We start from the raw sequence: 26,014 nt of genomic DNA on the forward strand, positions 1-26,014 counted from the left end.
CCGGGTCGGGGACGGACCGGACGGGAGGCGGTGCGCACGTCGTGTGCACCGCCTCCCGTCCGTCACACCACAGTTGGACGGCCCGTCACAGTTCCAGGACCAGGCGCGGGCAGCCGCGCCGGGCGCGCGAGACGCACACCATCATCGTGCGGTCGTCGGCCTGCTCCTCGGGGCTGAGCACGGTGTCCCGGTGCTCCACCGAACCCTCGAGGACGGGGGTCTCGCAGGTGCCGCACGTGCCCTCGCGGCACGAGGACAGGACGAAGGCGCCGGCCTCCTCCGCGACCTCGAGCAGCGTCCGGTCGGCCGGCACGGACACGGTGACACCCGTCACCGCGAGCTCGACCTCGAACGGTTCACCGGGGGCGTCGACGTCGGCGGCCGGTTCGAACCGCTCGACGCGGACGCTCCCGGCGGGCCAGTGCGCGGCGGCCGACTCGACCGCGTCCATGAGTCCGCGTGGACCGCAGCAGTACACGACGGCGTCGCGCGGTTCGGCGAGGAGGCCGATCACGTTCACCCGCGGGTGTTCGTCCGCCGCGGCGAGGACGACCCGGTCGGGGTGTGCCGCGACGAGCTCGTCGACGAAGGCCATCCGGCTCCGGCTGCGACCCGCGTAGTGGAGCTCCCAGGGCGTGCCGGCGCGTTCCGCTGCATCGATCATCGCCACGAGCGGCGTGATCCCGATGCCGCCGGCGACGAACACCGCGGGCCTGGTCGGGTCGAAGCCGAAGTGGTTGCGCGGTCCGGCGACCACGACCTCGACTCCGACAACGAACCCGTCGTGCACGGCGAGCGATCCCCCGCGGCCGTCCGGTTCCCGGAGCACCGCGATGCGCCAGTGGCCCTCGGTCGTGGTCGTCACGAGCGAGTACTGCCGCTCGGTGCCCGGCGCGACCTCGAGGTCGACGTGCGCCCCGGGCTCCCAGTCCGGCAGCGGCATGCCGTCGACCGGTGCGAGGTCCAGCGCGACGACGTCGGTCGCGACGACCCGGCGAGCGGCGACCCGCACGCGGCGACGTTCCGGTGCCGCGGTCACGCGACGACTCCGGTGCTCCGGGCCGCCCCGGCGCGCGGGGTCTCCTTGACCACGATCATGTGGAAGCGGCTGCCGTCCGCGCTGCACCAGCGGTGCCCGGTCCCGCCGCGGTAGTACGCGGAGTCACCCGGCCCGAGGCGCAGGGGCTCCTGGCCACGGAGGTCGAGCAGGACGTCGCCGGCGAGCACGGTGAGGAACTCGTCCTCGCGGTGCTCGAAGTAGTCGCCGAGGTCGGTGTTCTCCCCGGTCCACTCGAGCGGCTCGAAGGCGTGCGGGCCGGCGTGCACGAGGAGTCGCGCCTCACCGCTCGAGAACGGGCCGCGTGCGCCCTCGCCCGCACGGATGACCTCGGGGCCCCGGTCGTCCCGGTCCGACCGTTCCGGGGCGCCGGCGGCGAGCAGCTCGACCTGGGTGGTCCCCAGCGCGGCGGCGATCTTCTCGAGGGACACCATGCTCGCGCGGGAGTGCCCGCGTTCGACCTGGCTGAGGAACGGGTGCGACAACCCGGTCAGCTCGGCGACCTGCACGAGGGTCAGTCGTGCAGCGCGTCTGCGGGCGCGGATGTGCTCCCCGATCCGCTGGGTCTGGTCGTCGACGACGCGGTCGGTCTCGGTGGTGGTGCCGGTGCTCACGCGCACTCCTCTCGGCCTGGTGGCGGCGCTCCGGTGCGGTGGTGGGCGGGTCGGACGAGTCCCCGGCCGGAACCGTCGTTCCGGCCGCCCGGTCCGGCCGGGACGGGTGTCACACACGGCAACCGTCTCGAAACGAGAGGGAAACACTGCCGCCCTAGCATCGGAGATGTTGATGCGATCAACATTCTCACACACGATCGGGAGGCTCCGGATGGACGCGACAGCACCCCACCAGGTCGGGCTCCTGCGGTCGGCGCTGCTGCCGGACGGGCGCCTGGTCGACGTCGCGATCGACGGCGAGACGGTGACCGACGTCGCCCCCGCCGGCACGCTCTCGGCTCCCGCCGACGCCGTGCTCGACCTCGACGGACGCCTGCTGCTCACCGCCCCGGCCGAACCGCACGCGCACCTCGACAAGGCCCTGAGCGCCGATGCCATCCGCCCGCCGCTCGGCGACCTCGGTGCCGCGATCGCCTCGTGGTCCGCGCACGCCACCACGATGACCGTCGAGGACGTCGCCGACCGGGCACGGACCGCCGCGCTGGCCCTGCTCGCCGCCGGCACGACGTCCGTCCGCACCCACGTCGACGTGCTGAGCGGCCGACGCACCGCCGAGGACGCCCCCGCCTCGGTCGAGTCGGCCACCCGCGGCGCCCGGGCCCTCGTGCAGGTCCGCGACGAGCTCGCCGGCCTGATGGACATCGAGCTCGTCGCACTCGCCGGCCCGCTCGCCCCGGACCACCACGTCGAGGCCGTCCTCGATTGCGGCGTCGACCTGGTCGGCGGTGCCCCGCACCTCGCCGAGAACCCGCTCGCCGACGTCGACCGATTGCTCGCGATCGCCGAACGGTACGGGGTCGGGGTCGACCTGCACACCGACGAGAGCCTGGACGGGCCCGTCACCCTCGACCACTACGCCCGCGCCGTGCTGCAGATGCCGCGCGACGAGCACACCGGCCGGCAGTACTCCGCCGGGCACTGCGTCCGGCTCGGCACGCTCGGCCCGGAGCGCCTGGCCGAGGTCGTCGCCGACGTCGCCGCCGCGGACCTCGGCGTCATCGCCCTGCCGATCACGAACCTGTACCTGCAGGGGTGGCAGCATCCGGTGTCGACCCCGCGGGGACTCACCGCGATCCGCGCCCTGACCGAGGCCGGCGTGCGGGTCGCCGCGGGCGCGGACAACGTCCGCGACCCGTTCAACCCGGTCGGGCGGAGCGACGCCCTCGAGACGGCGAGCCTGCTCGTGTCGGCCGGCCACGTCACACCCGACCAGGCGTACGCGATGGTGAGCGACACCGCCAGGAGCGTGATGGGCCTCCCGGCCGCCGGCCCCGTCCCCGGACGGCGGGCCGACCTGCTCGCGATCGCCGCGACGAGCATCACCGACGCGGTGGCGAACGCTCCGGCCGACCGCATCGTCCTGTCCCGCGGGCGGCTCGTCGCGCGCACCGAGGTCCGCACGACCGTCGCCCTCCCGGTGCCCGTCCGCGCGACCGCACCCGTCCCCGCCTGACCCCCTCGCCCCACCACCGCGAACCCGTGACCCGAGAACCCGAGGTGCCCGTGACCACCACCGCCCCGCCGCCCGTCACCACGACGGACACGCTGCTCGACTTCCGGAACGTCGAGATGACCTTCCCGAACGGCACGATCGCCCTGCAGGGCGTCGACCTCACCGTCGACCGCGGGCAGTTCGTCTCCGTCGTCGGCCCCTCCGGCTGCGGCAAGTCGACCCTGCTGCGCATCGCCTCCGGACTCGAGTCGGCGTCCGACGGGTCCGCCGACGTCGCCGCCGACCGCATCGGGTACGTGTTCCAGGACGCGACCCTGCTGCCGTGGCGCACCGTGCAGGGCAACGTCGAGCTGCTCGCCGAGCTCGGGCGCGTGTCGAAGGCCGAGCGGGCCGCCAAGGCCGCTCGTGCCATCGACCTGGTCGGGCTGAACGGCTTCGAGACGAACCTGCCGAAGCAGCTGTCCGGCGGCATGCGGATGCGCGTCTCCCTCGCCCGGTCGCTGACGCTCGACCCCGAGCTGTTCCTGTTCGACGAACCGTTCGGCGCCCTCGACGAGATCACCCGCGAGCGCCTCAACGACGAGCTCCTCCGGCTCTTCGTGGAGCAGCAGTTCGCCGGACTGTTCATCACCCACTCGGTGTCCGAGGCCGTGTACCTGTCCACCGAGGTCGTCGTCATGTCCGGCCGTCCGGGCAGCATCGTCGGCCGGTTCGAGGTGCCGTTCCCGATGCCCCGCGACCCCGACATCCGCTTCACCCCCGAGTTCGCCGAACTGGTCGGCGAGGTCTCGCACGCGCTCCGGGAAGGACACCGCTGATGGTCACCCTGCAGGAGGTCGCCGAGACCCGCGCCGTCCGAGCGGCCGCACGTCGCACCGCACCGCGCTCCCGCCGGCGCGTGTCGTGGTGGCAGCCCGTCGTCGTCCTCGCCGTGCTCGTCGGCATCTGGTACGCCGCGGCCGCGTACTACGACCACGTCCGCGGCCTCGCGTTCCTGGTGCCGTACCCGCACCTCGTGGCGAAGGCGATCGTCGCCCCCACGATGCCCGACGGCTCGCCCTCGACCTTCGGCACCGACCTGTGGGCCGCGCTCGGTCGCACCACCGTGGTGTCCCTCGTCGGCCTCGGCGTCGCGATCGTCATCGGTGTCGCCTGGGCGATGGCGATGGCGCAGGCGAAGTGGCTCGAGCGCTCGCTCTACCCCTACGCGGTGGTGCTGCAGTGCGTGCCGATCCTGGCGCTCGTGCCGCTCATCGGCGCCCTGTTCGGCTACGAGTTCGCCAGCCGGGTCATCGTCACCGTGATGATCGCCCTGTTCCCGATGGTGTCGAACACCCTGTTCGGCCTGCAGTCCGCCGACCGTGGGCAGCGCGAGCTCTTCCGGCTGCAGCGGGCGAGCCGGTTCGCCCAGCTGGTGAAGCTGCAGTTCCCCGCCGCGCTGCCGTCGATCTTCGTCGGTCTGCGGACCTCGGCCGGCCTGAGCGTCATCGGCGCGATCGTCGGCGACCAGTTCTTCCAGCGCGGCAACCCCGGGCTCGGCGTCCTCATCCAGGTGACCGCCTCGCGCCTCATGGGGCCGGAGCTCTACGCGACCATCATCATCGCCTCGCTCTACGGCGTCGCCGTCTTCCTCGTGTTCGGACTGATCGGCCGTCTGGCCGTCGGTCGCTGGCACGACTTCAGCTGACCCGTGTCGCGGCGGTCTCCCCCGACCGCCGCGGCGCGGGTCGCCCCGACTCCCCTTCGCTTCCCTTCCCCCTCCCCGACCCACAGCACCACGAGACCCGCACCACGAACGGAGCCTCCATGCGCACCACCACCCGATTCGGCGTCGCCACCGCAGCCCTCGCGGCGACCGCCCTCGCCCTGACCGGATGCGCCGCCGGCTCGTCCGCCGGCCCTGCGGCGTCGAGCGCCAACGCGAAGACCGCGACCGGCCCCGCGATCGACCTGTCGAGCGTCTGCCCGGCGACGGTCGTCGTCCAGACCGACTGGAACCCCGAGGGCGAGCACGGCCACCTGTACGAGATGCTCGGCCCGAACCCGTCGATCGATGCCTCGGGCAAGACCGTCACAGGCGACCTGTACGCCAACGGGAAGAGCACCGGCGTCAAGCTCGAGATCCGCGCCGGCGGCCCCGCGATCGGCTACACGAAGGTCGCGTCGCAGATGTACCAGGACAAGGACATCACCCTCGGCTACATGTCCACCGACGAGCAGGTGCAGTTCTCCGGCAACCTGCCCACGACGGCCGTCTTCGCCGAGAACGACTCCTCCCCGATGTCGATCATGTGGGACCCGAAGACCTACCCCGACGTGGACAGCATCGAGGACCTCGGCAAGGAGCTCGAGAAGAACGGGGGTGTCGTCCGCTACTTCAACGGTGCCGCGTACATGACGTACCTCGAGCAGTCCGGCATCCTGCCGGGGAAGGTCCTCGACGGCAGCTACGACGGCACCCCGTCGAAGTTCGTCTCCGCCGGCGGCAAGGACGCACAGCAGGGCTTCGCCACCGCCGAGCCGTACATCTACCAGAACCAGGTCGCGGCCTGGGGCAAGAAGGTCGCGTACAAGACCATCTCGAGCACCGGGTGGAACCCCTACCCCGAGGCAATGTCCGTCCGCACCGGCGACCTGTCGAAGCTCGAGCCGTGCCTGCAGAAGCTCGTGCCCGTCATGCAGCAGGCCGACGTGGACTACCTCACGGCCCCCGAGGCGACGAACGACCTCATCACGCAGCTCGTGCAGCAGTACAACAACGGCTGGACCTACGACTCGAAGGTCGGCGCGTTCGCCGCGTCGCAGATGGTGAAGCTCGGCCTGGCGAAGGACACCGACGGCTACATCGGCTCCATGGACGAGCAGCGCATGCAGGACTTCATCGAGAAGGCCACCCCGGTGTTCGCCGGGACCGGTGACGTGAAGAGCGACCTGCAGCCGTCCGACCTGTACACGAACGAGTTCCTCGACAAGTCCATCGGTCTGGGCAACTGACACCGGGTCGGCCGAGCCGACCACGCAGAGCCGACCAGTTCCGGACGGGAGGCACGGCACACGTCGTGTGTCGTCCCTCCCGTCCGTCGTCTCCCGCACCACCCACCCCACAGGAGTGAGCATGACCACCGTCACCCCCGCCTCCCCCACCGTCCCGGCCGAGGCGCTCGCGTCGCTCCGCGCCGAGCTGGTCGACCTGCTCGGCGAACGCGGCGTCAGCGCCGACGAGCGCACCCGCGCCCGCGCCTCCGTCGACGAGGCGACCATGAGCCCCATCCTCAGCGAACAGCTGCCGCTCGGCCTCGCCGACCTCGTCGCCTACCCGGCGTCCGCGGAGCACGTCGCCGCGACGCTCGCAGCGGCCGTCCGGCACGGCGTCCCGGTCACCACGCGCGGCAAGGGCACCGGCAACTACGGCCAGGGCATCCCGCTGCACGGCGGGCTCGTCCTCGACACCTCGCGGGCACGCGCCGTCGTCGAGGTCGGCGACGGGTGGATCACCGCAGAAGCCGGCACCTCGATGGTGGCCCTCGAGCAGGCCGCGGCCGCCGCCGGGCAGCAGCTCTGGATGTACCCGTCGACCGCGCAGTCCACCATCGGCGGCTTCCTGTCCGGCGGCTCCGGTGGCACCGGCTCCATCGCCCACGGCTCGAACTGGCAGGGCTTCGTCACCGCGCTCGACGTCGCACTGCCCGGCTCGGACGAACTGCTGCACGTCGAGGGCGACGACGCACAGCCGTTCGTGCACACGTACGGCACCGCCGGCGTCATCGCCCGGGCGACGGTCCGGCTCGAGCCGCTGCAGGAGTGGCGTGCGGTGTACGCGTCGTTCCCGACCTTCGAGGACGCGCTCGTCGCCGTCCGGACCCTGCGCGGGCTCGACCCGGTGCCACGGCTCGTCAGCGCCGACCGGCCCGCAGTCGCGGCCACGCTGCCGTCCGACACCGCGATCCCCGACGACCGGGCAAGCCTCCGCGCGATCATCGACGACGTCGTCCTCGACGAGGCGCGCACGCTGATCGAGCAGGCCGGCGGGACCGTCTCGGACGTCCGCGAGGGGCTCCAGCAGACGACCAAGGTGTCGATGCTGTCGTACAACCACCCGATCTGGTGGCTCAAGCGGAACACCCCCGACACCGAGTACTTCCACGTCGAGGTCGGCGGCGAGGCGCTCATCGACCGGATCGCCGAGGTCGAGGCCGTCTACCCGGGCGGGATGCTGCACATCGAGGCGGCACACGTCGGCCCGATCGGCATGCTCACCGCGCCGTACACCGGGGCCGAGGACGTCTACGCCGGCTACCCGGTGCTCCGTGAGCTGGGTGTCCGGGTGCACAGCCCGCACCAGTACTACGTCGACCACGGGGTCGAGGAACTCGTGGCGCTGAAGCAGCGCACCGACCCCGAGGGGCTGCTCAACCCGGGGCACGTCATCGACCCGTCGCTCGTGGTCAGCGGTGGTTCGACCGCGTCGGCGCAGCCCGTCGTGCCGGGGTTCGGCAAGTGAGCGGCGCCGTGCGCTCGCGCCGCCTGGCGGAGCTGTCGGGGCCGGCGGTCGCCGCCGGCTTCGGACCGGAGACGATCGTCGTGCAGCCGACCGGGGCCGTCGAGCACCACGGGCCGCACCTGCCGCTCGTCACCGACTTCCTGCTCGCCGACCACATCGGCGGCGCGGCCGTCGAGCGGGCGGCGTCCGAGGGACTCGACGTCTGGCAGCTGCCGACGCTGGCGTTCACGAAGTCCGACGAGCACAGCTGGGCGCCGGGCACCGTGTGGCTCGACGAGTCGACGATGTTCGACACCGCCGTGCAGATCGGCCGGGCCGTGGCGCTGACGGGGGCCGGGTCGCTCGTCTTCGCGAACGGGCACGGCGGGAACGTCGCCCTGCTCCAGGTCGCGCTGCGCGAGATCCGGAAGCGGTACGGACTGAAGACGTTCCTCATGCCGACGCTCGCGCGGATGCCCGGTCCCGACGGCGAGGACGCCGACGAGCGCGGGCTCGGGATCCACGGCGGGGCGGCCGAGACGTCGATGATCCTGCACCTGCGGCCCGACCTGGTCGACATGTCGCTCGCGGAGCGGTGGGTGCCCGACCACCTGGCGGAGTTCGAGAAGATCCGGTTCAACGGTGGGCCGGTGTCCTTCGGGTGGCTGTCGAACGACTTCGGCACGCCGGGAGTCGTCGGGGACGCGAGCCGGGCGACCGCGGCGTACGGGCGGGCGCTGTGGGACCTGTCGCTGGACGAGGCCGTGGCGTCCCTGCACGAGATCGCCCGGTTCGACCCGGCGGTCGCGAAGCCGGCCGTGGGCGCTGCCGGATCGGGAACGGGCACTGCCGGTACCGGAGCGGCGGGGCCGCTCGTGGCGGACGTGGTGGCGGTCCCGTGACCGTGCTGCCGGGGCAGGCGACGGCCGTCACGGACGACACTGCCGCCGCCCCGGCCGACCCGCTCGAGCTGGCCGCCGCGTGGCTCCCGACCGCCGAGGAAGGACCCGGCCCCACCATGACCCTGTCCACGCTCGGCGTCGACGGCTACCCGTCCGCCCGGACCGTGCTGCTCTCGCGCTTCGACGGAGAGCGCCTGCACTTCCACACCGACAGCCGGAGCCGCAAGGCCGCCGAGCTCGCCGCACTCCCCCGCGCCGCGGTCACCGTCGTCTGGCCGGAGGCGGCACGGCAGCTCGTGGTCGTCGGTGACGTCGTACCCGTCACCGACGCCGAGGCCCGCGCCGCCTACGCCGCCCGGACCCGGTACCTGCAGGTGTTGGCGTGGGTGAACGACCACGCGGCCGCCGGCGACACCGCCGACCGTCGTCGGGAGCTCTGGGCCGCGTTCGAGCACGACCGTGGCGGCGCCGACCTCGAGCCACCCGACACCTGGGCGGGCTTCGCCCTCACACCGGTGCGCATGCTGTTCTGGCGCGGTGCGACCGATGCGGCGAGCAACCGGCTCTTCTACGAGCGCCGCGCCGACGGCTCGTGGTCAGAGGAGTCGTGGCCGGGCTGATCCGACCGCCGGGACACCGTGACCAGGGCGAGACACCCCTCCCCGCGCGAGACGCCGTCGGAAGTGTCGGCGTCTCGGGAGGACGGCGGTGTCTCGGCAAGAGCGCGGCGTCCGGCGGAAGGTCTGCCCCGTCACGCCCCGCCGAGCGCCCGCGTCGCCAGGTGCAGCGCGAGCCGGGTCTCCGGGTCGCCCAGGTCCACGCCGAGCAACCGCTCCACCCGGTCGATGCGGTCCGCCACGGTGTTCCGGTGCACCCCGAGCACCGCGGCCGTCTCCGCCACCGACGACTCCGCGTCGAGGTACGCCGCCAGGGTCGAGCGCAGCGCACCTCCCCCGCGCTCCAGCGGTGCGAGGATCTGCTCCGCCGCCGGCAGGAACGTGTCGGTCTGGGTCCACGCGAGCAGCAGCTGCGCGAGCCCGAGCCGGTCGACGTGTACGAAGAAGCCGGACTCCGGCCGCGCGGCGGCCAGGCGGACGGCGTCACCTGCCTCGCCCAACGTCCGCACGAGTCCCGCGGGCCCGGCGTGGACGCTGCCGACGCCGGCGTTCGTGTCGACGGCGGAGCGCAGGGCGTTCTGCGCCGCCCGCACCGAGGCGGCGACCCGGGCGACCGCTGCACGGTCGGGTTCGTCGGGCGACGAGGACCAGAGCGCCCACCCGTCGGTCTGCTCCACCACGACCACGTCGAGTCCCTCGGCGTCGAAGGCGACCTCGACCTCTCGCCGCAGCGCCACCGCGTCGACCGTCCCGCGGGCGACGAGCCGGACGCCCACGTGCCACGCGTCGAGCTCCCACCCGGCCGCGATCGTCCGCTGCACCAGCGGGGGCGCCGGGGCGCCGTCGGCGGCACGGAGGTCGTCGAGCATCGCCATGCGGTAGCGGGCGTCGCGCTCGTCGTCGAGCCGGGTGAGGACGAGCCGGTGTCCGGCCGCGACCGCCGCCACGCGCAGCGCGGTCGCGAGCACCGCCCGTTCGGCCTGCAGCGGCGTGGTGGTGCCGACCGCGAGCCACGCCCGCGGGCCGATGCCGGTGGGGACGGGCACGGCAACGACGGTCTCCCGGTCGTCGGTCGCCCAGACCGGTTCGCTCGTCCCGACCGTGCGGGCGAGCAGCGCCGCGGTCGCCGGCGCGACGCCGGCCCCGCGGAGGGGGCGCCCCGACGCGTCGAGGAACCGGATCGCGTGTCCGAGCTCGCTCTCGAGCCGCGTGAACAGCTCCTCGAGCGCGGGTCCGGCGTCGAGCCCGACACGTGCCGCGGTGACGGCGGCACGCGCAGCGGGCGCATCGCCCGACCCGATGAGCTCGTGGACACGCACGGACGCCACCCAGGGGTCCGGCGTCGCGACGACGGCGACGCCGAGTCGGTCGGCGAGCGCGGACGTGCCCGGCCCGGGCAGTGGCGCGCCGGCCGCGAGCCCGACCACGAGCACCGGAACCCGGGCGGTGGCGGCGCGGCGGAGCAGCACGTCGAACCGCGCGTCGAACCGCTCGACGGGTGTGAGCAGGACGACCGCGCCTTCACCGGGACCGAGTGACCGACCGACGTGCTCCGGCGGTCCCACGACCCCGCGCACGCTGCCGACCGTGCCCGTCGGCGGTCCGACGAGCAGCGCCGTACCTGCGGGCAGCAGCGGCAGGAACTCCGCGACCGGGATCACGCGGCGACCTCCGGCACGACCGCTGCGTCGATCCCGAACGCCCGCGGGGACACCCGTGTGGTCCGGTGCGGCGACGCCCACCACCACGGCGCGCCGGGCAGCACGAGCACGGCGAGCTCGTCGCCGACCCGGGCGCGGTCGGTGGCGACGGGACGGAGGGACCGCGCGTCGACCACGACGATGCAGCTCGGCGTGCTGGCGACGGGCTCGCCGTCCACCAGGCAGTGCACCCACTCGCTGCCCGCCTCGATGCGCACGACAGCCCCGGACACCGCGTCGCGGATCGCCATCGATCCGTGCACGAAGGCGACGGCGTCGCCCCCGCGTTGGACGTCGAGCACCCGCCCCGTGGTGACCACGCGGGCACCGGCCACCGCCGACGCGAGGGCGTGGACGTCGGTGGCGGCGGCGACGGCACGGCCGGCGCGCAGGGCACGGTCGACGCTGCCCGTGATGCACCGGTCGGCGAGCACGTCGGCGTCGACCGGCCCGACCGCGAAGGCGGCCCACCCGCCGCTGTGCGAGACCGCCTCGCGCCAGACGGTCTCGAGGTCCCGCGGGTCCGGAGCGTCGACCACGATCCGCAGACCGCTCGACGTCACGGCAGCGGCGGTGACCGCCGGCATCCGGTCGACGAACAGGGACAGCTGGTCGAGGCGCGGCGTCGCCCGTCCGACCAGGTCGGCGTCCACCAGCGGCAGCCCCGCGGCGAGCGCCGTGAGCGCGGCGGCGGGCCCGGTGACCCCGCCGATCTGCGCGGCGACCACGGCGTCGGCCCGCCGTCCGGTCCAGCGCTCGACGGCGGCGAGCGCGTCGGGGAGCTCCCGGCCGCTCGGCGTCTTCTCCTCGAGCACGGTGGTCGACCCGACGAGCCCGACCGCCACGACCGAACGGACCCCGCCGTCGACCGGCACGACCGGCACCCGTCCACCGCCGAGCGCCCGCCGGAGGGCGTGCGCCATGTGGTCCACCTGACCGCCACCGCCGCACCCGAGGAGCGCGGTGCCGCGTGCGAAGTCGTCGACGTCGTCGGCCCGGAGGCCCGTCACGACCCCGTCACGCTGCTCGCCCTGGTGCACACCAGCGATCCTCGCGCATCGGCGCCGTTCAGCGCGCCCCCACCGGAGTGCGCTCGTGCAGCTGCTCGACGGGGACGAAGTCGTCGTGCAGGCCGAAGCACGACGGTCCGAAGACGGCGAGGGCCTCGGGCGTGCGCATCAGATCGGGCGTGGAGACCCCGATCACCCGGACGCGCTGGCCGTAGCGCAGCCGTTCGGTCGTGATCGGCTCCGCCGTCTCCGCGTCGAGCACGCAGATCAGGTCCGGCACCACCGCGACCAGGCGGCCGTCGCGTCGGGCGACGAGGTTCTCGTTCTGGAAGACGACCTCGAGCTCCGATCCGTCGGCACCTCGCACGACGGCGCGGCCCTTCGCGAACCCGTCGACCGTCCGGCGCTCGACGTCGACGACCTTGCCGTCGAACAGCTCGCGCAGGTGCGTGTAGATCGTCTGCCCGAAGGCCTCGGCGAGCCCGGCCACCGGGTCGCGGTGTTCCTCGCGGGCACGACGGATCGCCCGGCCCACCGAGAGTGCCAACGACAGCGTGCGGGGCACGGCGGTCGCACGCACCTGGCTGCCGGTCATCGCGTACTCGGCGATGTACGCGACCCCGCCGAGCCGGATCGTGACACCGCGGGCGAGCCACTCCATCTGCCGGTTGTCGTGCCCGGTGTCGATGACGACGCCGTGGCCGTTCTCGTCACTGATGGCGAGCGGGGACCCCGGCACGCCGTACACCGAGAAGGTCTCCATCTGGAGCTCGGGGAACGCGCGGCCCATGCCGTCCGCGTCGACCACGGGCAGGCCGCCCGTCGCGCCGACGAGCAGCGGGATCATCGAGTTGATGCCGCCGCACTCGATGGGCATCGTCGCGATCGCGGTCCGCCCGAGGTGCTCCTCGAGCCGCCGGAGGGCGCCGAGTGGTTCCGGACCTGCGGGCAGACGCTCGAGCACCACGGTCGGGGCGCCCATCTGCGCGGTGGGGATGACGAGGGCGTCGTCCGGCACCTCGGACGGGTCGAGGATCGTGACCGGCCCGTGCTCCTCGATCGCGGCCTTGACGAGCAGCATCCCGATGAGCGGGTCGCCGCCGCCGCCGGTGCCGAGCACGGCGGCTCCCCGGGCGAGGTCGGGCAGATCGTCGACGTCGATGGTCCAGCTCATGCGTGTTCTCCCTCGCTCACGGTGCCGTCGTGGCGGACCGCTCGGGTGTCGTAGCCGAAGTACCGCGGCCCGGCGAGCGCGAGGCCCGCGGGGGTGTGCCAGCGCGGGTCGGCCGGGGCGGTGACGACGCGGATGCGCGCGCCGAACCGCAGCCCCTCGGTGGTGATCGGTTCGCCGGTCTCGGCGTCCAGCGTGACGATCAGGTCGGGCGTCGTGGTGCGGACCGACCCGGCCACCTCGACCAGCAGGTGCTCGTTCTGGAACCGGAGCAGTGCCTCCAGGCCGGTGTCGCTGCCGGAGCCCGTGATGCGGGCGGTCCCGCGGGCGAAACCGGTGACCGTCTTCCGCTCGACGTCGGCGACCTTGCCCTCGAACACGACGGTCCCGCCGAGCACCGCGGTGACGGCGGCGACCGGGTCCTCGTTGGCGGCCCGGGCGGCGACGAGCGCCTCGCCCAGTGCGACGCTCAGCGACAGGCTGCCGCGGACGTACGACTCCTTGACCTGCGCACCGGACATCGCGTACTGGGCGGTGATCGCCGAGCAGCCCATCTCGACGGTGGCGGTGCGCGCGAGCCGTTCGGCCCAGCGGTTGTCGACGGTGTCGAAGACAGCGGTGTTGCCCTTCTCGTCGGCGAGCGCCATGGGGGTCGCACTGACGCCGGACAGGGTCGGCAGGACCATCTGCACCTCCGGGAAGGCGCGGCCCATGGCGTCGCCGTCGACGAGCGGCAGGCCCAGCTCTGCGGCGGCGACGATCGGGCTCGTCGAGTTGACGCCTCCGACCTCGATGCACGCCACGTGCGTCGGGGTGACGCCGAGGTGGGTCGCCAGGCTGCGGATCGCCTCGGCGAACTGGGCTCCGGACGGCAGCTTCTCGACCATGACGGTCGGTGCGCCGATCATGGCGACGTTGAGCACGACGGCGTCGTCGGGCAGGTCCTCCACCTGGACGACCGGCACGGGGCCGTGCTCGCGGACCGCGGCCTCGGCCAGCAGACGGCCGACGTAGGGGTCACCGCCACCGCCCGTGCCGAGGACCGCGGCGCCGCGGGCGAGGGCGGCGCAGTCCTCGCAGATCTCGGTGAGCGGACGGACGGTGGTCGTCGTCGGACGCGTGTCCGCGCTGGGGGCCGTCGTCGTCATCGGACCAGCGCCCCGAGTGCCAGGTCGCCGACGGCCTTCGCGCGGATGCGCGTGGCGTTGCCGGGCAGGTACGGGATCGGGACCTCGTCGAAGTCGACGACCGCGACGCTGGACGGGTCGGCGCCCGCGGCGACGGCCCGGTCGACCGCCTCCTGTCGCGCCTCGTCGACCACGGCAGACCGCTTGCCGTCGCTGATCGCGTAGACCTTGTCGACCTCGCCCGAGACCTGGGCGATGGCGGCGCCGATGGCGTTGGCGACCGAGTAGTGCTCGGGCCGGTGCACCGTGCCGAGCCCGGGCAGCGTGTCGGGCAGCAGGACGGAGCCACCGCCGACCGCGACGACGGGCAGCGGGTCCGACGAGGTGCGCATGCGCTCCACGACGTCGGCGACGCGCTCGGCGATCACGGCGAGCGCCCGCTCGGCGACCTCGGTCGGCACGCCGGCGACACGGGATGCGTCCCCGATGCTGCCGCGCTCGCCGCGGACCGCGACGTCGGTGGCGGTGAGCGTGTCGCCGCCGAAGACGAGTCCCTCCTCGGTGAGCCGGTAGCCGACCGAGTCCGGACCGACGAGCGCGCCGTCCTCGCGGATGCGTGACCCGCCGCCGATCCCGATCGACAGGACGTCCGGCATGCGGAAGTTCGTGCGGATGCCCGCGACCGCGACCTCGCCGGTGGCCTCGCGGGGGAAGCCGCCGGTCAGCACGCCGACGTCGCTCGTGGTGCCGCCGACGTCGACGACGGCGCAGGTGTCGAAGCCGGACAGCACCGCAGCACCGCGCATCGAGTTCGTCGGGCCGGAGGCGAACGTCGCGACCGGGTACCGCCGGGCGTACTCGACGTCCATGAGCGTGCCGTCGTTCTGGCTGAGGAACAGCGGGGCGTCGATGCCGCTGCCCGCGACGGACCCGGACAGCCCGTCGACGATGCGGTCGGCGAGCTCGCGGAGCGCCGCGTTGATGATCGTGGCGTTCTCGCGCTCGAGCAGTCCGATCCGACCGATGTCGCTCGACAGCGAGAACGCGACGTCCGGTCCGAGCTCGGCGGCCATGATCGCCTGCGCGCGCTGCTCGAACTCGTCGTTGATCGGCGAGAACACCGACGAGATCGCCACCGAGCGGATCCCGGCGGCGCCGATCGCCTCGGCGTGCCGCTTCAGCTCGTCCGGGTCCAGCTCGGAGATGACCCGCCCGTCGAACTCGTGGCCCCCGTGTGCCAGGAACGCACGGCCCTGCACGGCACCGACCAGCTGCTCGGGCCAGTCGGTGAAGGGCGGCAGGGACGCGGTCGCCGGCAGGCCGAGGCGGACCGCCGCGGTCGGGGCGAGCCCGCGCGCCTCGATGAGCGCGTTGATGAAGTGCGTGGTGCCGATCATCACGCCGTCGATGTCCGCCGAGGTGAAGTCGCGCTGCTCGCGCAGGCCGGCGAGCGCGGCCACGATGCCGGACGTGACGTCCTGGCTGGTCGACCGCTTCACGGCCGCGGCGACCGTGCTGCCGTCCATCAGGACGGCGTCCGTGTTCGTGCCGCCGACGTCGATGCCGATGCGCATGGGGTTCCCTTCGGGGTGGTGCTGTCGTGGTGCCGGTGGTGGTGCTGACGAGGTGTCGGGCCGACCGCGCCGTGTCCGGATCAGGGGTCACGGCACGGTCGGCGACGAGGTGGCGGTCGGCAGGGGGGGCGCCGACCGCCGGCTTCAGGGCGCCGGTGCCGGCGCGGGTGCCGAGGCCGGGGCATCGGCGGACGCTGCCGGGGCGTCCTCGGTGCGGCTCACGCCGACACCGCGGACCCAGCCGGCCTTGCCGGCGACGACGTAGAGGACGAAGGCGATGACGACCGAGTTGATCGACGGGATGCCCACGGTGACGAAGTAGCCCACGAGCGCCGCGACGGCCCAGATCACCAGGGTGGCGGGGACCCAGGTCGGGCTGGTCGCGGGCAGGCCCTCGCTCGCGCTGAGCTCGCGGCGCCAGCGCTGCACGACGAAGTACTCCGCCACCATGATCCCGGCGATCGGCGGGAACACGACGCCCAGCACGATGAGGAACGGGGTGAACGCGTCGAGGAACCCGACCGCGGCGAGCACCGACCCGACGACACCGAGCACGAGCGTGACGACGCCGCGGTTCACCTTGCGACCGAACACGACGTCGATGAAGTTCGTGACGCCGAGGCTCGAGCTGTAGATGTTCCAGTCGTTGATCTTGAACGTGCCGAGCAGGATCACGAGGATGCCGACCCAGCCGACGCTCGACGTGATGACGCGGGTGATGTCGGACGACCCGACGGCGTGGGCGAGCAGGACACCCGCGAGCCCGATGACGTACTCCCCCAGGGTGACGCCGAGCGCGGTCTGCTTCACCACGTCGCCGACCGACCGGTTGAACCGGGTCATGTCCGGCGTGATGACGGCGCCCACGATGAAGCCGCCCGCGACGAGCGTCGTGCCCGCGACGAAGCTCAGCTCCGGGCCCGCGGGAGCCTTCGCGGCGAGCTCGGCCAGGGAGTGCTGGCTCAGCTCGACCGTGACCGCCCAGCCGACCAGGACGAGGAACAGCGGCACCGTGATGTTCGCGAGCCACTGCATCGAGTGGAAGCCGCGGAGCACGATCGCGGTGACGAGCAGGCCGAACACGAGCGACCACGCCCACGCCGGCAGGATCGGCAGGATCGCGACGAGCCCTGCGGCGGAGACGCCGGACTGGATGCCGAACCACCCGATCAGGCTCAGGCCGATCGCCAGACCGACGAGCGCCGAACCGGCCTTCCCGAAGCCCGTCCACCGCGCGATGACCGACGTGTTGAGGCCCTCGCGCATCCCGATGACCCCGACGAAGACCGACACGATCTCGAGGATCACGGCTCCGAGGGTGATGGCCCAGAAGGCCTCCCAGAAGCCCATGCCGAAGCCGAGCGTGGCACCGAGCAGGAACTGGGACAGGGCGGAGATCTGCCCGAACCGCTGCACCGCCACCTGGAACCAGCCGTAGCGGGCGGAGACGGGGACGCGGGACAGGGAGTGGTCGTCGACGACGACGGACGGGGCTGGTGGTGCTGACGCTGCACTGGCCATCGGATGCTCCTGGGGGAAGGGGTGCCGGTCGGGGCGACCGGGTTGCGGCAACCGTAGTGACGCGTCCGGAGCAGGGACACGTGCAGGGTGTCGTTACGGGCACGTGAATCCGTGCACCATGCACACCACCGCGCCTGTGAGCGCCGCGCTCCCCGCTCCCCAGCACCCCGCCGGAGCTCCGAACGGAGCCCCGGGACACTCGGCGACAGCAACGGTGGAGCAGAAGACGTCGGGTCCACGCGACCGACCCGACGGGAACTGCTCCATCGATGGAGGAGCACGCGGACGCGACCGGCGTAGAGGAGCCCCCGGGAACGACGAAGGCCCCGCCGCAGTGCGACGGGGCCTTCTCAGATGTGCGCTCGAAGGGACTCGAACCCCCAACCTTCTGATCCGTAGTCAGATGCTCTATCCATTGAGCTACGAGCGCATCCGGTCTTCCGACCGAACCGGCCTTGCGGCCGTGGAAGACTCTACAACAGGTGCGGCGCGGAACGCGAATCGAGCCGCTCCGCACGGAGCCTTCGGCGTGTCGCGGGCTCAGGCGACGGTCGGCTCCTCGTCGAACACCTCGGCGAGGAACACCTGCAGCGCCTGCCACGAGCGACGGTCCGCGCGCTCCTGGTACTGCGCCCCGTGGTCGGGCGCATCGGTGCCCGGCACCGCGAAGGCGTGCATCGCGCCCGCGTAGGTCACGACCTGCCAGTCGACCGACGGCTCCGCGCGCATCTCGTCCTGCCACTCGGCGACCGTCGTGTCCGGCACCATCGGGTCCGCTCCCCCCGTGAGCACCAGGAGCTTCGCCCGGATCGCGGACGCGTCGGACGGCTCGTGCACGATCAGGCCGCCGTGGAACGAGACCGCACCGGCGAGGTCGGCACCGGTGCGGGCGAGCTCGATCGCCCCGGAGCCGCCGAAGCAGTACCCCATCACGACGATGCGGGAGTGGTCGACGTCGGGGTCCTCACGGAGCCGGTCGAGCCCGGCGGTCAGGCGGGCGCGGAACAGCGGGAGGTCCTGGTAGTACGAGCCGGCGACCTGGGCCGCGGTGTCGTCGCCGGGGCGGACGCCCTCACCGTAGACGTCGGCACCGAACGCCACGTAGCCCAGCCGCGCGAGCATGGTGACACGTGCCTCGACGTGCTCGTTCACGCCGTGCCAGTCGTGCACCACCAGGACGGCCGGGCGGGGGCCAGACACGGCGTGGTCCTTCGCGAGGACACCGAGGAGCGCCGTGCCCTCGTGGTCGTAGCGGACGGGCTCGACGCGGACGTCGGAGCCTGCGGGTTCGGGGACGGTGGACAGGACGTCGTCGGTGGTCTTCACGTCACCGGACGCTACGCCGCCGGGCTCCGGCGTCGTCGAGACGCCGTCCACTCGTGGAGAGGCTCCGCACCCGCCGTGACACCGCGCGCGGAGCGAGACGCCGGCGTCTCGCGGCCGCGCCGGTGTCCCGCGCGCGACCAGCGGGCGGACGGGAGGCGCGTGGCGAGCCCGCCACGCGCCTCCCGTCCGACACGGCGTCAGCAGTCGATGTTGTCCCAGCTCTCGGGACCGGCCGACCCGGCCGCGTACTCGTCGAGCGGGGCCTTGCCGTCACGCCACGCCTGCAGGAAGGGCTCGACGACCTTCCACCCCTGCACCGCGCTGTCGCCGCGCACCGACAGGGTCGCGTCACCCTCGAGCACGCCGGCGAGGACCTCGCCGTAGGCGCTGAGGCGCCCCGGGTTGAAGTTCACCGACAGGGCCGTGTGGTCGATCGTGTACGGGTCGCCGGGGCCGTTCACGTTGAGCTCGAGCTGCATCTCGTCCGGAGCGATCCAGATGCGCAGCTTGTCCGGCCGCTCCGCTCCGGTCAGCCCGTTCGGCACGTGCGGCGAGTCCTTGAAGGTGATGACGATCTCGCGGCGCTGCTGCTCGAGCGCCTTGCCCGAGCGGAGGGTGAAGGGCACGCCCGCCCAGCGCCAGTTGGCGACCTCGAGGGTGAGCTGTGCCAGCGTCTCGGTACCGAGCGACGGATCCACGCCGTCCTCGTCGACGTAGGACGGCAGCGACCGGTCTCCGACCGTCCCCGCCGTGTAGCGGGCGCGCTTACCGGCCGACACGACGTCACCGCCCCACGGCCGCACCGCGCGGAGCACGAGCTCCTTCTGGGTGCGCAGGTCGTCGGCGTCGATCGAGGCCGGGGCCTCCATCGCGACGACGGCCATCACCTGCAGCAGGTGGCTCTGGATCATGTCGACCAGGGCGCCGGCCTTGTCGTAGTAGCGGGCTCGGCCCTCGAGGCCGAGGGTCTCGTCGTAGACGATGTCGACGCGGGCGACGTGCGCCGAGGACAGCAGCGGCTCGATGATGCGGTTCGCGAAGCGCAGCCCGAGCAGGTTGAGCACGGTCGAGCGGCCCAGGAAGTGGTCGACGCGGTGGATGCGCTCCTCGGGGAGGAACGAGTGCAGCAGGTCGTTGAGGTGCTCGGCGCTCTCGGCGTCGGTGCCGAAGGGCTTCTCGAGCGCCAGCCGCGTCCCCTTCGGCAGCTCGAGGTCCTGGAGCACCGCGCAGCTCTTCTCGGTCACGGCCGGCGGCAGCGCGAAGTAGATCGCCGGGTCGTGGTCGCACGCCGCGAGGAGGGCCTTCAGGTCGTCCGCGTCGGTGACGTCGGCCTTGCGGTAGGTCGAGGCCTCGATGACCTCGACGAGCCTCCGGCTGAGCTTCTCGTCGCCGTCGTGCGCGCCCTCGTCCTCCTCGTTCTTCGACGCCTGCGCGTTCTCGAAGGACTCGCGGACCTGCGCCTTCCAGTCCTCGTCGGAGATGTCCTCGACGCCGGCCCCGACCAGCTGGACCTCCCAGTCGTCCTTGACGTCGAGGAGGGTGGCGAGACCGGGCAGCAGCAGCCGCTTGGACAGGTCACCGCTGGCACCGAGGATGAGCAGGCTGGTCTGGAGGCTCGACATGCCCCAGACCGTACTCATCCGTTCCGGCGCGTGGCCGGGGTTGCGTCGGTACGGTGGGTCCAGTCCGGCGCGAGGGAGCACCATGAGCAGTGGGTACGGAGGGCGACGCATCCGCGTCGCCGTGGTCGGGACGGGCATGATCGCGGGCGTCCACGCGCGGGCCGCCCGCGCCGCCGGTGCCGAGGTCGTCGGGGTGCTCGGTCGGACGCCGTCGCGCTCGGAACAGGTCGCCGCGCAGCTCGACGTGCCCCGCGGGTACGCCTCGCTCGACGAGGTGCTCGCGGACGCGCCCGACGTCGTGCACGTCTGCACGCCGAACGACCAGCACCACCCGCAGTCGATGGCCGTCATCCGCGCCGGGATCAACGTCGTGTGCGAGAAGCCGCTCGCGATCAGCGCCGCCCAGGCCGCCGAGCTGGCGTCCGCCGCTGCCGAGGCCGGCGTGGTGGCGACCGTGCCGTTCGTCTACCGGTACCACCCGGTCGTCCGCGAGATCCGCGCGCGGATCGCTGCCGGCGAGCTCGGCCGGCTGCTCGCGGTGCACGGCCACTACCTGCAGGACTGGATGCTCGACGAGGACGCCTCGAGCTGGCGGGTCGATGCCGGTGCGGGCGGCGTCTCCCGCGCCTTCGCGGACATCGGTTCACACTGGTGCGACCTCGTCGAGTTCGTCACCGGCGAGCCCTTCGCGTCCGTGAGCGCCGCGACCGACATCGTCTACCCGACCCGTCCGGCGGCGTCGGGACCGTCGTTCTCCGGCTCCCCCGACCCCGACCCGGTGGCGGACGCCGGGCAGCGTGCGGAGGTCACCACGGAGGACACCGCCGTCGCGACCTTCCGCACGGGCACCGGGCGCATCGGCAACGTCGTCGTCTCGCAGGTCGCCGCCGGCCGCAAGAACCGGCTGTGGTTCGAGGTCGACGGGACCCTGGGCTCCGCGGCCTTCGACCAGGAGCAGCCCGAGTCGGCGTGGTTCGGCAACGAGCGCGGGGCGCAGATCGTCGTCCGCGACCCCTCGCTCGGGTTCCCGGACCAGCGTCGGCTGGCGGTCGTGCCGGCCGGACATCCGCAGGGCTACCTCGACGCCTTCGCGGCGTTCGTCGCCGACACGTACGCGGCGGTCCGGGCGGAGGGCGACCGGTCGGCGTGGCCCGAGGGTCTGCCCACGTTCGACGACGGCGCCCGCGCGGCCGCCGTCATCGAGTCCGTCGTCGCCAGCGCTGCCGACGGCACCTGGCGCCCGATCCCCTGACCGTCACCTGGACCTGAGCGCGTACAGGAACCACCGAGCACGGTGGGTGCATGAGCACGACCGTGAGCGACTTCGTCATCGACCGCATCAAGGCATGGGGGGTCTCCCGGGTGTTCGGGTACCCCGGGGACGGGATCGGTGCGTTCGACGGGGCCCTCGGCAAGGCCGACGGCAGCGAGCGCGAGCTCGAGTACGTCCGCCCGACGCACGAGGAGATCGCCGCGCTCATGGCGACCGCACACGCCAAGTTCACCGGCGAGGTCGGGGTCTGCGTCGCGACGTCGAGCCCCGGCGCCTTCCACCTGCTCAACGGCCTGTACGACGCCCAGATGGACAACCAGCCGGTCGTCGCGATCGTCGGGCAGCAGGGACTCGCCTCGATCGGCACGTTCACGCAGCAGGAGTCGAACCTCGAGCGCGTGTTCGCCGACGTCGCCTGCTACGTGGAGACCGTCGCCACGCCGGACGCGGTCGGCGTCGTCGTCGACACGGCCTTCCGCACGGCGATGCTCCGCAAGCAGCCCGCCGTCGTCGTGCTCCCCCACGACGTGCAGGCCATGAAGTACCAGGCCCCGGCCGCCGAGCACTGGGTGTCCCGGTCGAGCGACGTCGCCCCGTCGACCCGGATCGTGCCGCCGCAGGACCAGATCGCGCGCTTCGCCGAGATCCTGAACGCCGGGGAGCGCGTGACGTTCCTGGTGGGCGCCGGTGCTCGCGGTGCCACGGACCTGGTGCTCGAGGCCGCCGAGAAGACCGGCGCCGGCATCATCACCGCACTGCGGGGCAAGGACGTCGTGCCCTCCGACGTGCCGTACCACACGCAGCAGGTCGGGCTCCTCGGCTCGCGCCCGAGCCTCACCCAGATCAAGGAGTGCGACACGATCGTGCTCCTCGGCTCGAACTACCCCTACGGCGAGTACCTGCCCGCCTCCGGCCAGGCACGTGGCGTGCAGGTCGACATCAAGCCGGAGCAGATGGGCCTGCGGTACCCGACGGAGCTCAACCTGTGGGGCGACGTCGGCGCGACGCTGGAGGCGGTCATGCCGCTGCTCCGTGACAAGCAGGACACCGCGTGGCAGGACAAGCTCGCCGGTGAGATGCGCGAGTGGGAGGCGGAGATGCACCGCCAGGCCGAGGTCGCCTACGACGACGGCGTCAACCCACGCCGCGTCATCCGCGCCGTGAACGAGCGGCTCCCCGAGGGCGTCACGGTCACCTGCGACGCGGGGACCACGGCCGACTGGTACGGCCACCACATCCGGCTGCGCCGCGGCATGCACGGCGACATGTCCGGCCGACTGGCGACGATGCTCGCGGCGATGCCGTACGCCGTGACCGCGAAGTTCGCCTTCCCGGACGCACCGGCGGTCTGCACGATCGGCGACGGGGCGTTCCAGATGCTCGGCATGAACGAGCTCATCACGGTGAAGAAGTACATGGCGGACTGGCCGAACCAGCAGCTCGTCATCGTGGTCATGCACAACGACGACCTCGGCCAGGTCTCGTGGGAGATGCGGACCGAGGACGGCAACCCGATGTGGTCCGGGTCGCAGGACGTCGAGTCGATGGACTACGCCGGGTACGCGCGGCTGCTCGGCTTCGAGGGCATCGCCGTCCACAGCGACGACGAGGTCGAGGCAGCGGTCGAGCGGGCCTTCGCCAACCCGGGTGTGACGCTCATCGACGCCCACGTCAGCCGCAACGTGCCGCCGCTGCCGCCGCACATCACCGCCGAGTACGCCGTCAACACCGCCAAGAGCCTGCTGAAGGGCGACCCGGCGGAGCTCGGGGTCGTCAAGGACTCGGCGAAGGCGATGGCCGCCGAGGCGGTCGAACGGGTGAAGGGCGTCCTCGGCCGCGACTGACGCCGCGGCCGCCGTGGTTGTCCCCCGAACGGGAGGAACGTCCCCCGTGGTGTGAACACCACGTGACGTGTTGCGGCACCCCCTGGCGGGTCGGCTGTGGGAGTTCCTAGGTTCTTGCGTTGATGAACGCTCACACCGCTCCGCGCCGCCGGCGCCTGGCCGGGGCATCCGCCCTGGTCGCCGCCGGCGTCCTCACCGCCCTCACCGTCCCGTCCGCCGCCCTCGCCGCCGAGGGTGACACCACCATCGACATCCTCGACGTCAACGACTTCCACGGCCGCATCGAGTCCGAGGGCACCGCCACCGACAAGGCGGCCGGTGCAGCGAAGCTCGCCGGCGTCGTGCAGTCCTACCGCGAGGCCAACCCGAACACGATCTTCGCCAGCGTCGGCGACAACGTGGGCGCGTCGACCTTCACCTCCCTCATCCAGCAGGACGCGCCGACGATCGACGCGCTGAACGCGATGGACCTCGACGTCAGCGCGATCGGCAACCACGAACTCGACAAGGGCCAGGACGACCTGACGGGGCGCATCGAGGACCGGGCCGAGTGGCCCTACGTCTCGTCGAACATCGTGAAGGCCGGCACGACGGACCCGGCGTTCACGCCGTGGTCGATCGTCGAGCGCGGCGGCGTGAAGGTCGGCTTCATCGGGGCGACGACCGAGGACCTCATCCCCGGACTCGTCAGCCCCGGAGGGGTGCAGGGCCTCGCGATGGCGCCGATCGTCAGCCAGGTCAACCGCTACGCCGAGGAGCTCACCGACGGCAAGGCCGACAACGGTGAGGCCGACGTGCTCGTGCTGCTCGTCCACGAGGGCGCGACCACGAGCGCGCTGTCGGACGCCACCGGCAGCGGCGCGTTCGGCAAGATCACCGCGGGCGTCTCGTCCAAGGTGTCGGCGATCGTGTCGGCCCACACGCACGCCACGTACAACCACTCGATCGCAGGGCCCGACGGGAAGCCCCGACCGGTGATCCAGACCGGCTCGTACGGTGTGAACTTCGGCCACCTCCAGCTCACCGTGGGCGCCGACAAGAAGCTGAGGAGCATCACCTCGGAGGTCAGGTCCGTGAACGGGTACACCGGTGTCCCGGCGGACCAGTCCTCGGTCCAGGCCGTGACCGGCATCGTCACCGCGGCGAAGGCCAAGGCGGACGTCGAGGGCGCGAAGAAGCTCGGTGACATCACCGCGGACCTGCGTCGCGCCGTGCAGTCGGACCGCACGAGCGAGAACCGCGGCGGCGAGTCCGTCCTGGGCAACTACATCGCCGAGGTGCAGCGCGCCGCGACGACCCGGCAGGGCTCGCAGGTCGCCTTCATGAACCCCGGCGGTCTCCGCACGGACATGCTGTTCGCCTCGAGCGGCGCGAACGACCCGGACGGGCAGGTGACCTACAAGGAGGCCGCCCTCGTCCAGCCCTTCGCCAACACCCTGGTCACGCAGGACATGACCGGTCAGCAGATCAAGGACGCCCTCGAGCAGCAGTGGCAGCCGGACGGCCTCGAGCGTCCGTTCCTCAAGCTCGGTGTCTCCGACGGATTCGCCTACACCTACGACCCGAACGCCGAACGCGGCTCGCGGATCACCGCCATGACGCTCGGCGGCGCCCCGATCGCGTTGGACGACACGCTGAAGGTGACGGTCAACTCCTTCCTCTCGACCGGTGGCGACAACTTCGCCGCCTTCGCCGGCGGCACGAACAAGGCCGACTCGGGCACCGTCGACCTCCAGGCGCAGGTGGACTACTTCATCGCGAACCCGGTCGTCACCCCGCCGACCGACCAGCGTGCCGTGGGTGTCGTGACGACGCCGGTCCCCGCAGAGGGCTTCCAGCCGGGCGACGAGGTCTCGGTGTCGCTGTCGTCGCTCGTCTTCAGCAGTGACGACCCCGCCACCGCGGGCTCCGTCTCGGTCAGCGCCGGCGACGTCGTCCTCGCCGAGTCCGCCATCGACCCGACGATCGTCGACAAGCGCGACGAGCAGGGCCGCGCGACCCTGACGTTCACCGTCCCCGGTGCCGATGACGCGAGCCAGGTCGACACGGCGGGCGACACGGTCCGCGCCACCGCGCTCCGTGCCACCGCCGCGGCCGCCCCGACCGAGACGACCGACGAGCCCCTCGTCCTCACCCTGCCGAACGGCCAGACGATCACCCTCGCGGTGACGGTGCCGATCGAGACCGCTGTCGAGCCGACGGACCCGACCGACCCGGGCACCGGTGGGCCGACCGACCCGACCACTCCGGGCGCGGACCTGCCCGGCGGCGGCACGGACGGCGGCGTCACCGGTCCCGACGGCACCGGTGCCGCCGACCAGCAGCCGACCAGGGCCGCCGGGGACCTCGCCTGGACGGGCGCGGACCTGGTGGTCCCGGGCATCGCCGCGGGGGTCCTGCTGCTCGCCGGCACCCTGGCGCTCGTCCTCGCACGTCGGAAGCGCGCCGCGCACGACGAGACGGTCCTGACGGACTGACGCCGCGCCTCCCGGCCGACGACGGGCCGCCCCACGGACGTGTGGCGGCCCGTTCCGTCGTCCGATGGCAGCAGTCCCCTGCTGCGCAGCGCCCGCGCGAGGTACGCTCCCCCTGTCGCATCGCGATGCGTCGCGCCGGGTCGCCCCCAGGGCCGGGCGGTGGTTCCGCCCGTCGGACCCCGCGGC

The 26,014-nt window shown here is 72.8% G+C and carries 20 protein-coding genes and 1 tRNA gene; 10 read left to right on the forward strand and 11 right to left on the reverse strand.

Features of this window, described 5'->3' with window-relative positions:
• Nucleotides 1–85: 85 nt before the first annotated feature.
• Together DEJ22_RS12125 and DEJ22_RS12130 are read right to left on the reverse strand one after the other, a co-directional pair.
• A complete protein-coding gene (locus DEJ22_RS12125; protein WP_258379752.1) occupies nt 86–1,039 on the reverse strand; it encodes a PDR/VanB family oxidoreductase in 954 nt (317 codons plus the stop codon).
• Nucleotides 1,036–1,671 (reverse strand): helix-turn-helix domain-containing protein, encoded by a 636-nt coding sequence (locus tag DEJ22_RS12130; protein ID WP_181431001.1) that lies wholly within the window; start codon nt 1,669–1,671, stop codon nt 1,036–1,038. Before DEJ22_RS12130 ends, DEJ22_RS12125 begins: the two co-directional genes overlap by 4 nt.
• Nucleotides 1,672–1,882: 211 nt before the next feature.
• On the opposite strand from DEJ22_RS12130, the gene DEJ22_RS12135 reads away from it, so the two are divergent.
• The 7 genes from DEJ22_RS12135 (at nt 1,883) to DEJ22_RS12165 (ending at nt 9,186) form a co-directional block, all read left to right on the forward strand.
• Nucleotides 1,883–3,184 carry an amidohydrolase family protein gene (locus DEJ22_RS12135; protein WP_111228547.1) on the forward strand — a complete coding sequence of 434 codons (1,302 nt, stop codon included), beginning with the start codon at nt 1,883–1,885 and terminating at the stop codon, nt 3,182–3,184.
• Nucleotides 3,185–3,210: 26 nt separating this feature from the next.
• On the forward strand, nt 3,211–4,002 hold the full coding sequence (locus DEJ22_RS12140) for an ABC transporter ATP-binding protein (RefSeq protein ID WP_284174729.1): 792 nt from the start codon (nt 3,211–3,213) through the stop codon (nt 4,000–4,002).
• A complete protein-coding gene (locus DEJ22_RS12145) occupies nt 4,002–4,871 on the forward strand; it encodes an ABC transporter permease (RefSeq protein ID WP_111227753.1) in 870 nt (289 codons plus the stop codon). The genes DEJ22_RS12140 and DEJ22_RS12145 overlap by 1 nt, the downstream gene beginning before the upstream one ends.
• Before the next feature lie 119 nt (nt 4,872–4,990).
• A complete protein-coding gene (locus DEJ22_RS12150) occupies nt 4,991–6,178 on the forward strand; it encodes an ABC transporter substrate-binding protein (protein WP_111227752.1) in 1,188 nt (395 codons plus the stop codon).
• A 121-nt stretch (nt 6,179–6,299) separates the two neighbouring features.
• Nucleotides 6,300–7,685, forward strand: a complete 1,386-nt coding sequence (locus DEJ22_RS12155) for an FAD-binding oxidoreductase (protein ID WP_111227751.1) — start codon at nt 6,300–6,302, stop codon at nt 7,683–7,685.
• Complete coding sequence (locus DEJ22_RS12160) at nt 7,682–8,566, forward strand: creatininase family protein (protein ID WP_220033782.1); 885 nt, start codon at nt 7,682–7,684, stop codon at nt 8,564–8,566. Before DEJ22_RS12155 ends, DEJ22_RS12160 begins: the two co-directional genes overlap by 4 nt.
• Nucleotides 8,563–9,186, forward strand: coding sequence for a pyridoxamine 5'-phosphate oxidase family protein (locus tag DEJ22_RS12165; RefSeq protein WP_146241781.1), 624 nt, complete (start codon nt 8,563–8,565; stop codon nt 9,184–9,186). Before DEJ22_RS12160 ends, DEJ22_RS12165 begins: the two co-directional genes overlap by 4 nt.
• A gap of 131 nt (nt 9,187–9,317) precedes the next feature.
• On the opposite strand, the gene DEJ22_RS12170 is transcribed toward DEJ22_RS12165, so the two are convergent.
• The 9 genes from DEJ22_RS12170 to DEJ22_RS12210 all read right to left on the reverse strand — a co-directional run bounded on the left by DEJ22_RS12170 (nt 9,318) and on the right by DEJ22_RS12210 (nt 20,234).
• Nucleotides 9,318–10,844 (reverse strand): PucR family transcriptional regulator, encoded by a 1,527-nt coding sequence (locus DEJ22_RS12170; protein ID WP_111227750.1) that lies wholly within the window; start codon nt 10,842–10,844, stop codon nt 9,318–9,320.
• The gene (locus DEJ22_RS12175; RefSeq protein WP_181430923.1) at nt 10,841–11,923 is read right to left on the reverse strand and encodes a DUF917 domain-containing protein; all 1,083 of its coding nucleotides are present in this window, start codon (nt 11,921–11,923) and stop codon (nt 10,841–10,843) included. The genes DEJ22_RS12170 and DEJ22_RS12175 overlap by 4 nt, the downstream gene beginning before the upstream one ends.
• Nucleotides 11,924–11,951: 28 nt before the next feature.
• Nucleotides 11,952–13,067: an S-methyl thiohydantoin desulfurase family protein gene (locus DEJ22_RS12180; RefSeq protein WP_111227748.1), complete on the reverse strand. Its 1,116-nt coding sequence runs from the start codon at nt 13,065–13,067 to the stop codon at nt 11,952–11,954.
• Complete coding sequence (locus tag DEJ22_RS12185) at nt 13,064–14,212, reverse strand: S-methyl thiohydantoin desulfurase family protein (RefSeq protein WP_111227747.1); 1,149 nt, start codon at nt 14,210–14,212, stop codon at nt 13,064–13,066. Before DEJ22_RS12185 ends, DEJ22_RS12180 begins: the two co-directional genes overlap by 4 nt.
• The gene (locus tag DEJ22_RS12190; protein ID WP_111227746.1) at nt 14,209–15,765 is read right to left on the reverse strand and encodes a hydantoinase/oxoprolinase N-terminal domain-containing protein; all 1,557 of its coding nucleotides are present in this window, start codon (nt 15,763–15,765) and stop codon (nt 14,209–14,211) included. Before DEJ22_RS12190 ends, DEJ22_RS12185 begins: the two co-directional genes overlap by 4 nt.
• A 144-nt stretch (nt 15,766–15,909) precedes the next feature.
• Entirely contained in the window at nt 15,910–17,286 is a 1,377-nt protein-coding gene (locus DEJ22_RS12195) for a purine-cytosine permease family protein (protein WP_111227745.1), read from the reverse strand.
• A 357-nt stretch (nt 17,287–17,643) separates the two neighbouring features.
• A tRNA-Arg gene (locus tag DEJ22_RS12200) sits at nt 17,644–17,716 on the reverse strand.
• 110 nt (nt 17,717–17,826) lie between these two features.
• The gene (locus tag DEJ22_RS12205) at nt 17,827–18,612 is read right to left on the reverse strand and encodes a dienelactone hydrolase family protein (RefSeq protein ID WP_111227778.1); all 786 of its coding nucleotides are present in this window, start codon (nt 18,610–18,612) and stop codon (nt 17,827–17,829) included.
• A gap of 197 nt (nt 18,613–18,809) precedes the next feature.
• Complete coding sequence (locus DEJ22_RS12210; RefSeq protein ID WP_111227744.1) at nt 18,810–20,234, reverse strand: glucose-6-phosphate dehydrogenase; 1,425 nt, start codon at nt 20,232–20,234, stop codon at nt 18,810–18,812.
• A gap of 82 nt (nt 20,235–20,316) precedes the next feature.
• Between DEJ22_RS12210 and DEJ22_RS12215 the strand changes: the two genes are divergently transcribed.
• From DEJ22_RS12215 to DEJ22_RS12225, 3 genes are all read left to right on the forward strand, one after another.
• Entirely contained in the window at nt 20,317–21,486 is a 1,170-nt protein-coding gene (locus DEJ22_RS12215) for a Gfo/Idh/MocA family protein (RefSeq protein ID WP_111227743.1), read from the forward strand.
• 50 nt (nt 21,487–21,536) lie between these two features.
• On the forward strand, nt 21,537–23,351 hold the full coding sequence (locus tag DEJ22_RS12220; protein WP_111227742.1) for a thiamine pyrophosphate-requiring protein: 1,815 nt from the start codon (nt 21,537–21,539) through the stop codon (nt 23,349–23,351).
• Nucleotides 23,352–23,473: 122 nt separating this feature from the next.
• Nucleotides 23,474–25,828, forward strand: coding sequence for a bifunctional metallophosphatase/5'-nucleotidase (locus DEJ22_RS12225; protein ID WP_111227741.1), 2,355 nt, complete (start codon nt 23,474–23,476; stop codon nt 25,826–25,828).
• Nucleotides 25,829–26,014 lie beyond the last annotated feature (186 nt).

Source organism: Curtobacterium sp. MCSS17_007, from assembly GCF_003234175.2.
Classification (GTDB): Bacteria; Actinomycetota; Actinomycetes; order Actinomycetales; family Microbacteriaceae; genus Curtobacterium.

Coding starts and splice junctions, on each gene's coding strand:
- DEJ22_RS12145 (WP_111227753.1), top strand. CDS start 4,002: ATGGTCACCCTGCAGGAGGTCGCCGAGACCCGCGCCGTCCGAGCGGCC.
- DEJ22_RS12215 (WP_111227743.1), top strand. CDS start 20,317: ATGAGCAGTGGGTACGGAGGGCGACGCATCCGCGTCGCCGTGGTCGGG.
- DEJ22_RS12225 (WP_111227741.1), top strand. CDS start 23,474: ATGAACGCTCACACCGCTCCGCGCCGCCGGCGCCTGGCCGGGGCATCC.
- DEJ22_RS12135 (WP_111228547.1), top strand. CDS start 1,883: ATGGACGCGACAGCACCCCACCAGGTCGGGCTCCTGCGGTCGGCGCTG.
- DEJ22_RS12220 (WP_111227742.1), top strand. CDS start 21,537: ATGAGCACGACCGTGAGCGACTTCGTCATCGACCGCATCAAGGCATGG.
- DEJ22_RS12210 (WP_111227744.1), bottom strand. CDS start 20,234: ATGTCGAGCCTCCAGACCAGCCTGCTCATCCTCGGTGCCAGCGGTGAC.
- DEJ22_RS12195 (WP_111227745.1), bottom strand. CDS start 17,286: ATGGCCAGTGCAGCGTCAGCACCACCAGCCCCGTCCGTCGTCGTCGAC.
- DEJ22_RS12190 (WP_111227746.1), bottom strand. CDS start 15,765: ATGCGCATCGGCATCGACGTCGGCGGCACGAACACGGACGCCGTCCTG.
- DEJ22_RS12150 (WP_111227752.1), top strand. CDS start 4,991: ATGCGCACCACCACCCGATTCGGCGTCGCCACCGCAGCCCTCGCGGCG.
- DEJ22_RS12185 (WP_111227747.1), bottom strand. CDS start 14,212: ATGACGACGACGGCCCCCAGCGCGGACACGCGTCCGACGACGACCACC.
- DEJ22_RS12180 (WP_111227748.1), bottom strand. CDS start 13,067: ATGAGCTGGACCATCGACGTCGACGATCTGCCCGACCTCGCCCGGGGA.
- DEJ22_RS12155 (WP_111227751.1), top strand. CDS start 6,300: ATGACCACCGTCACCCCCGCCTCCCCCACCGTCCCGGCCGAGGCGCTC.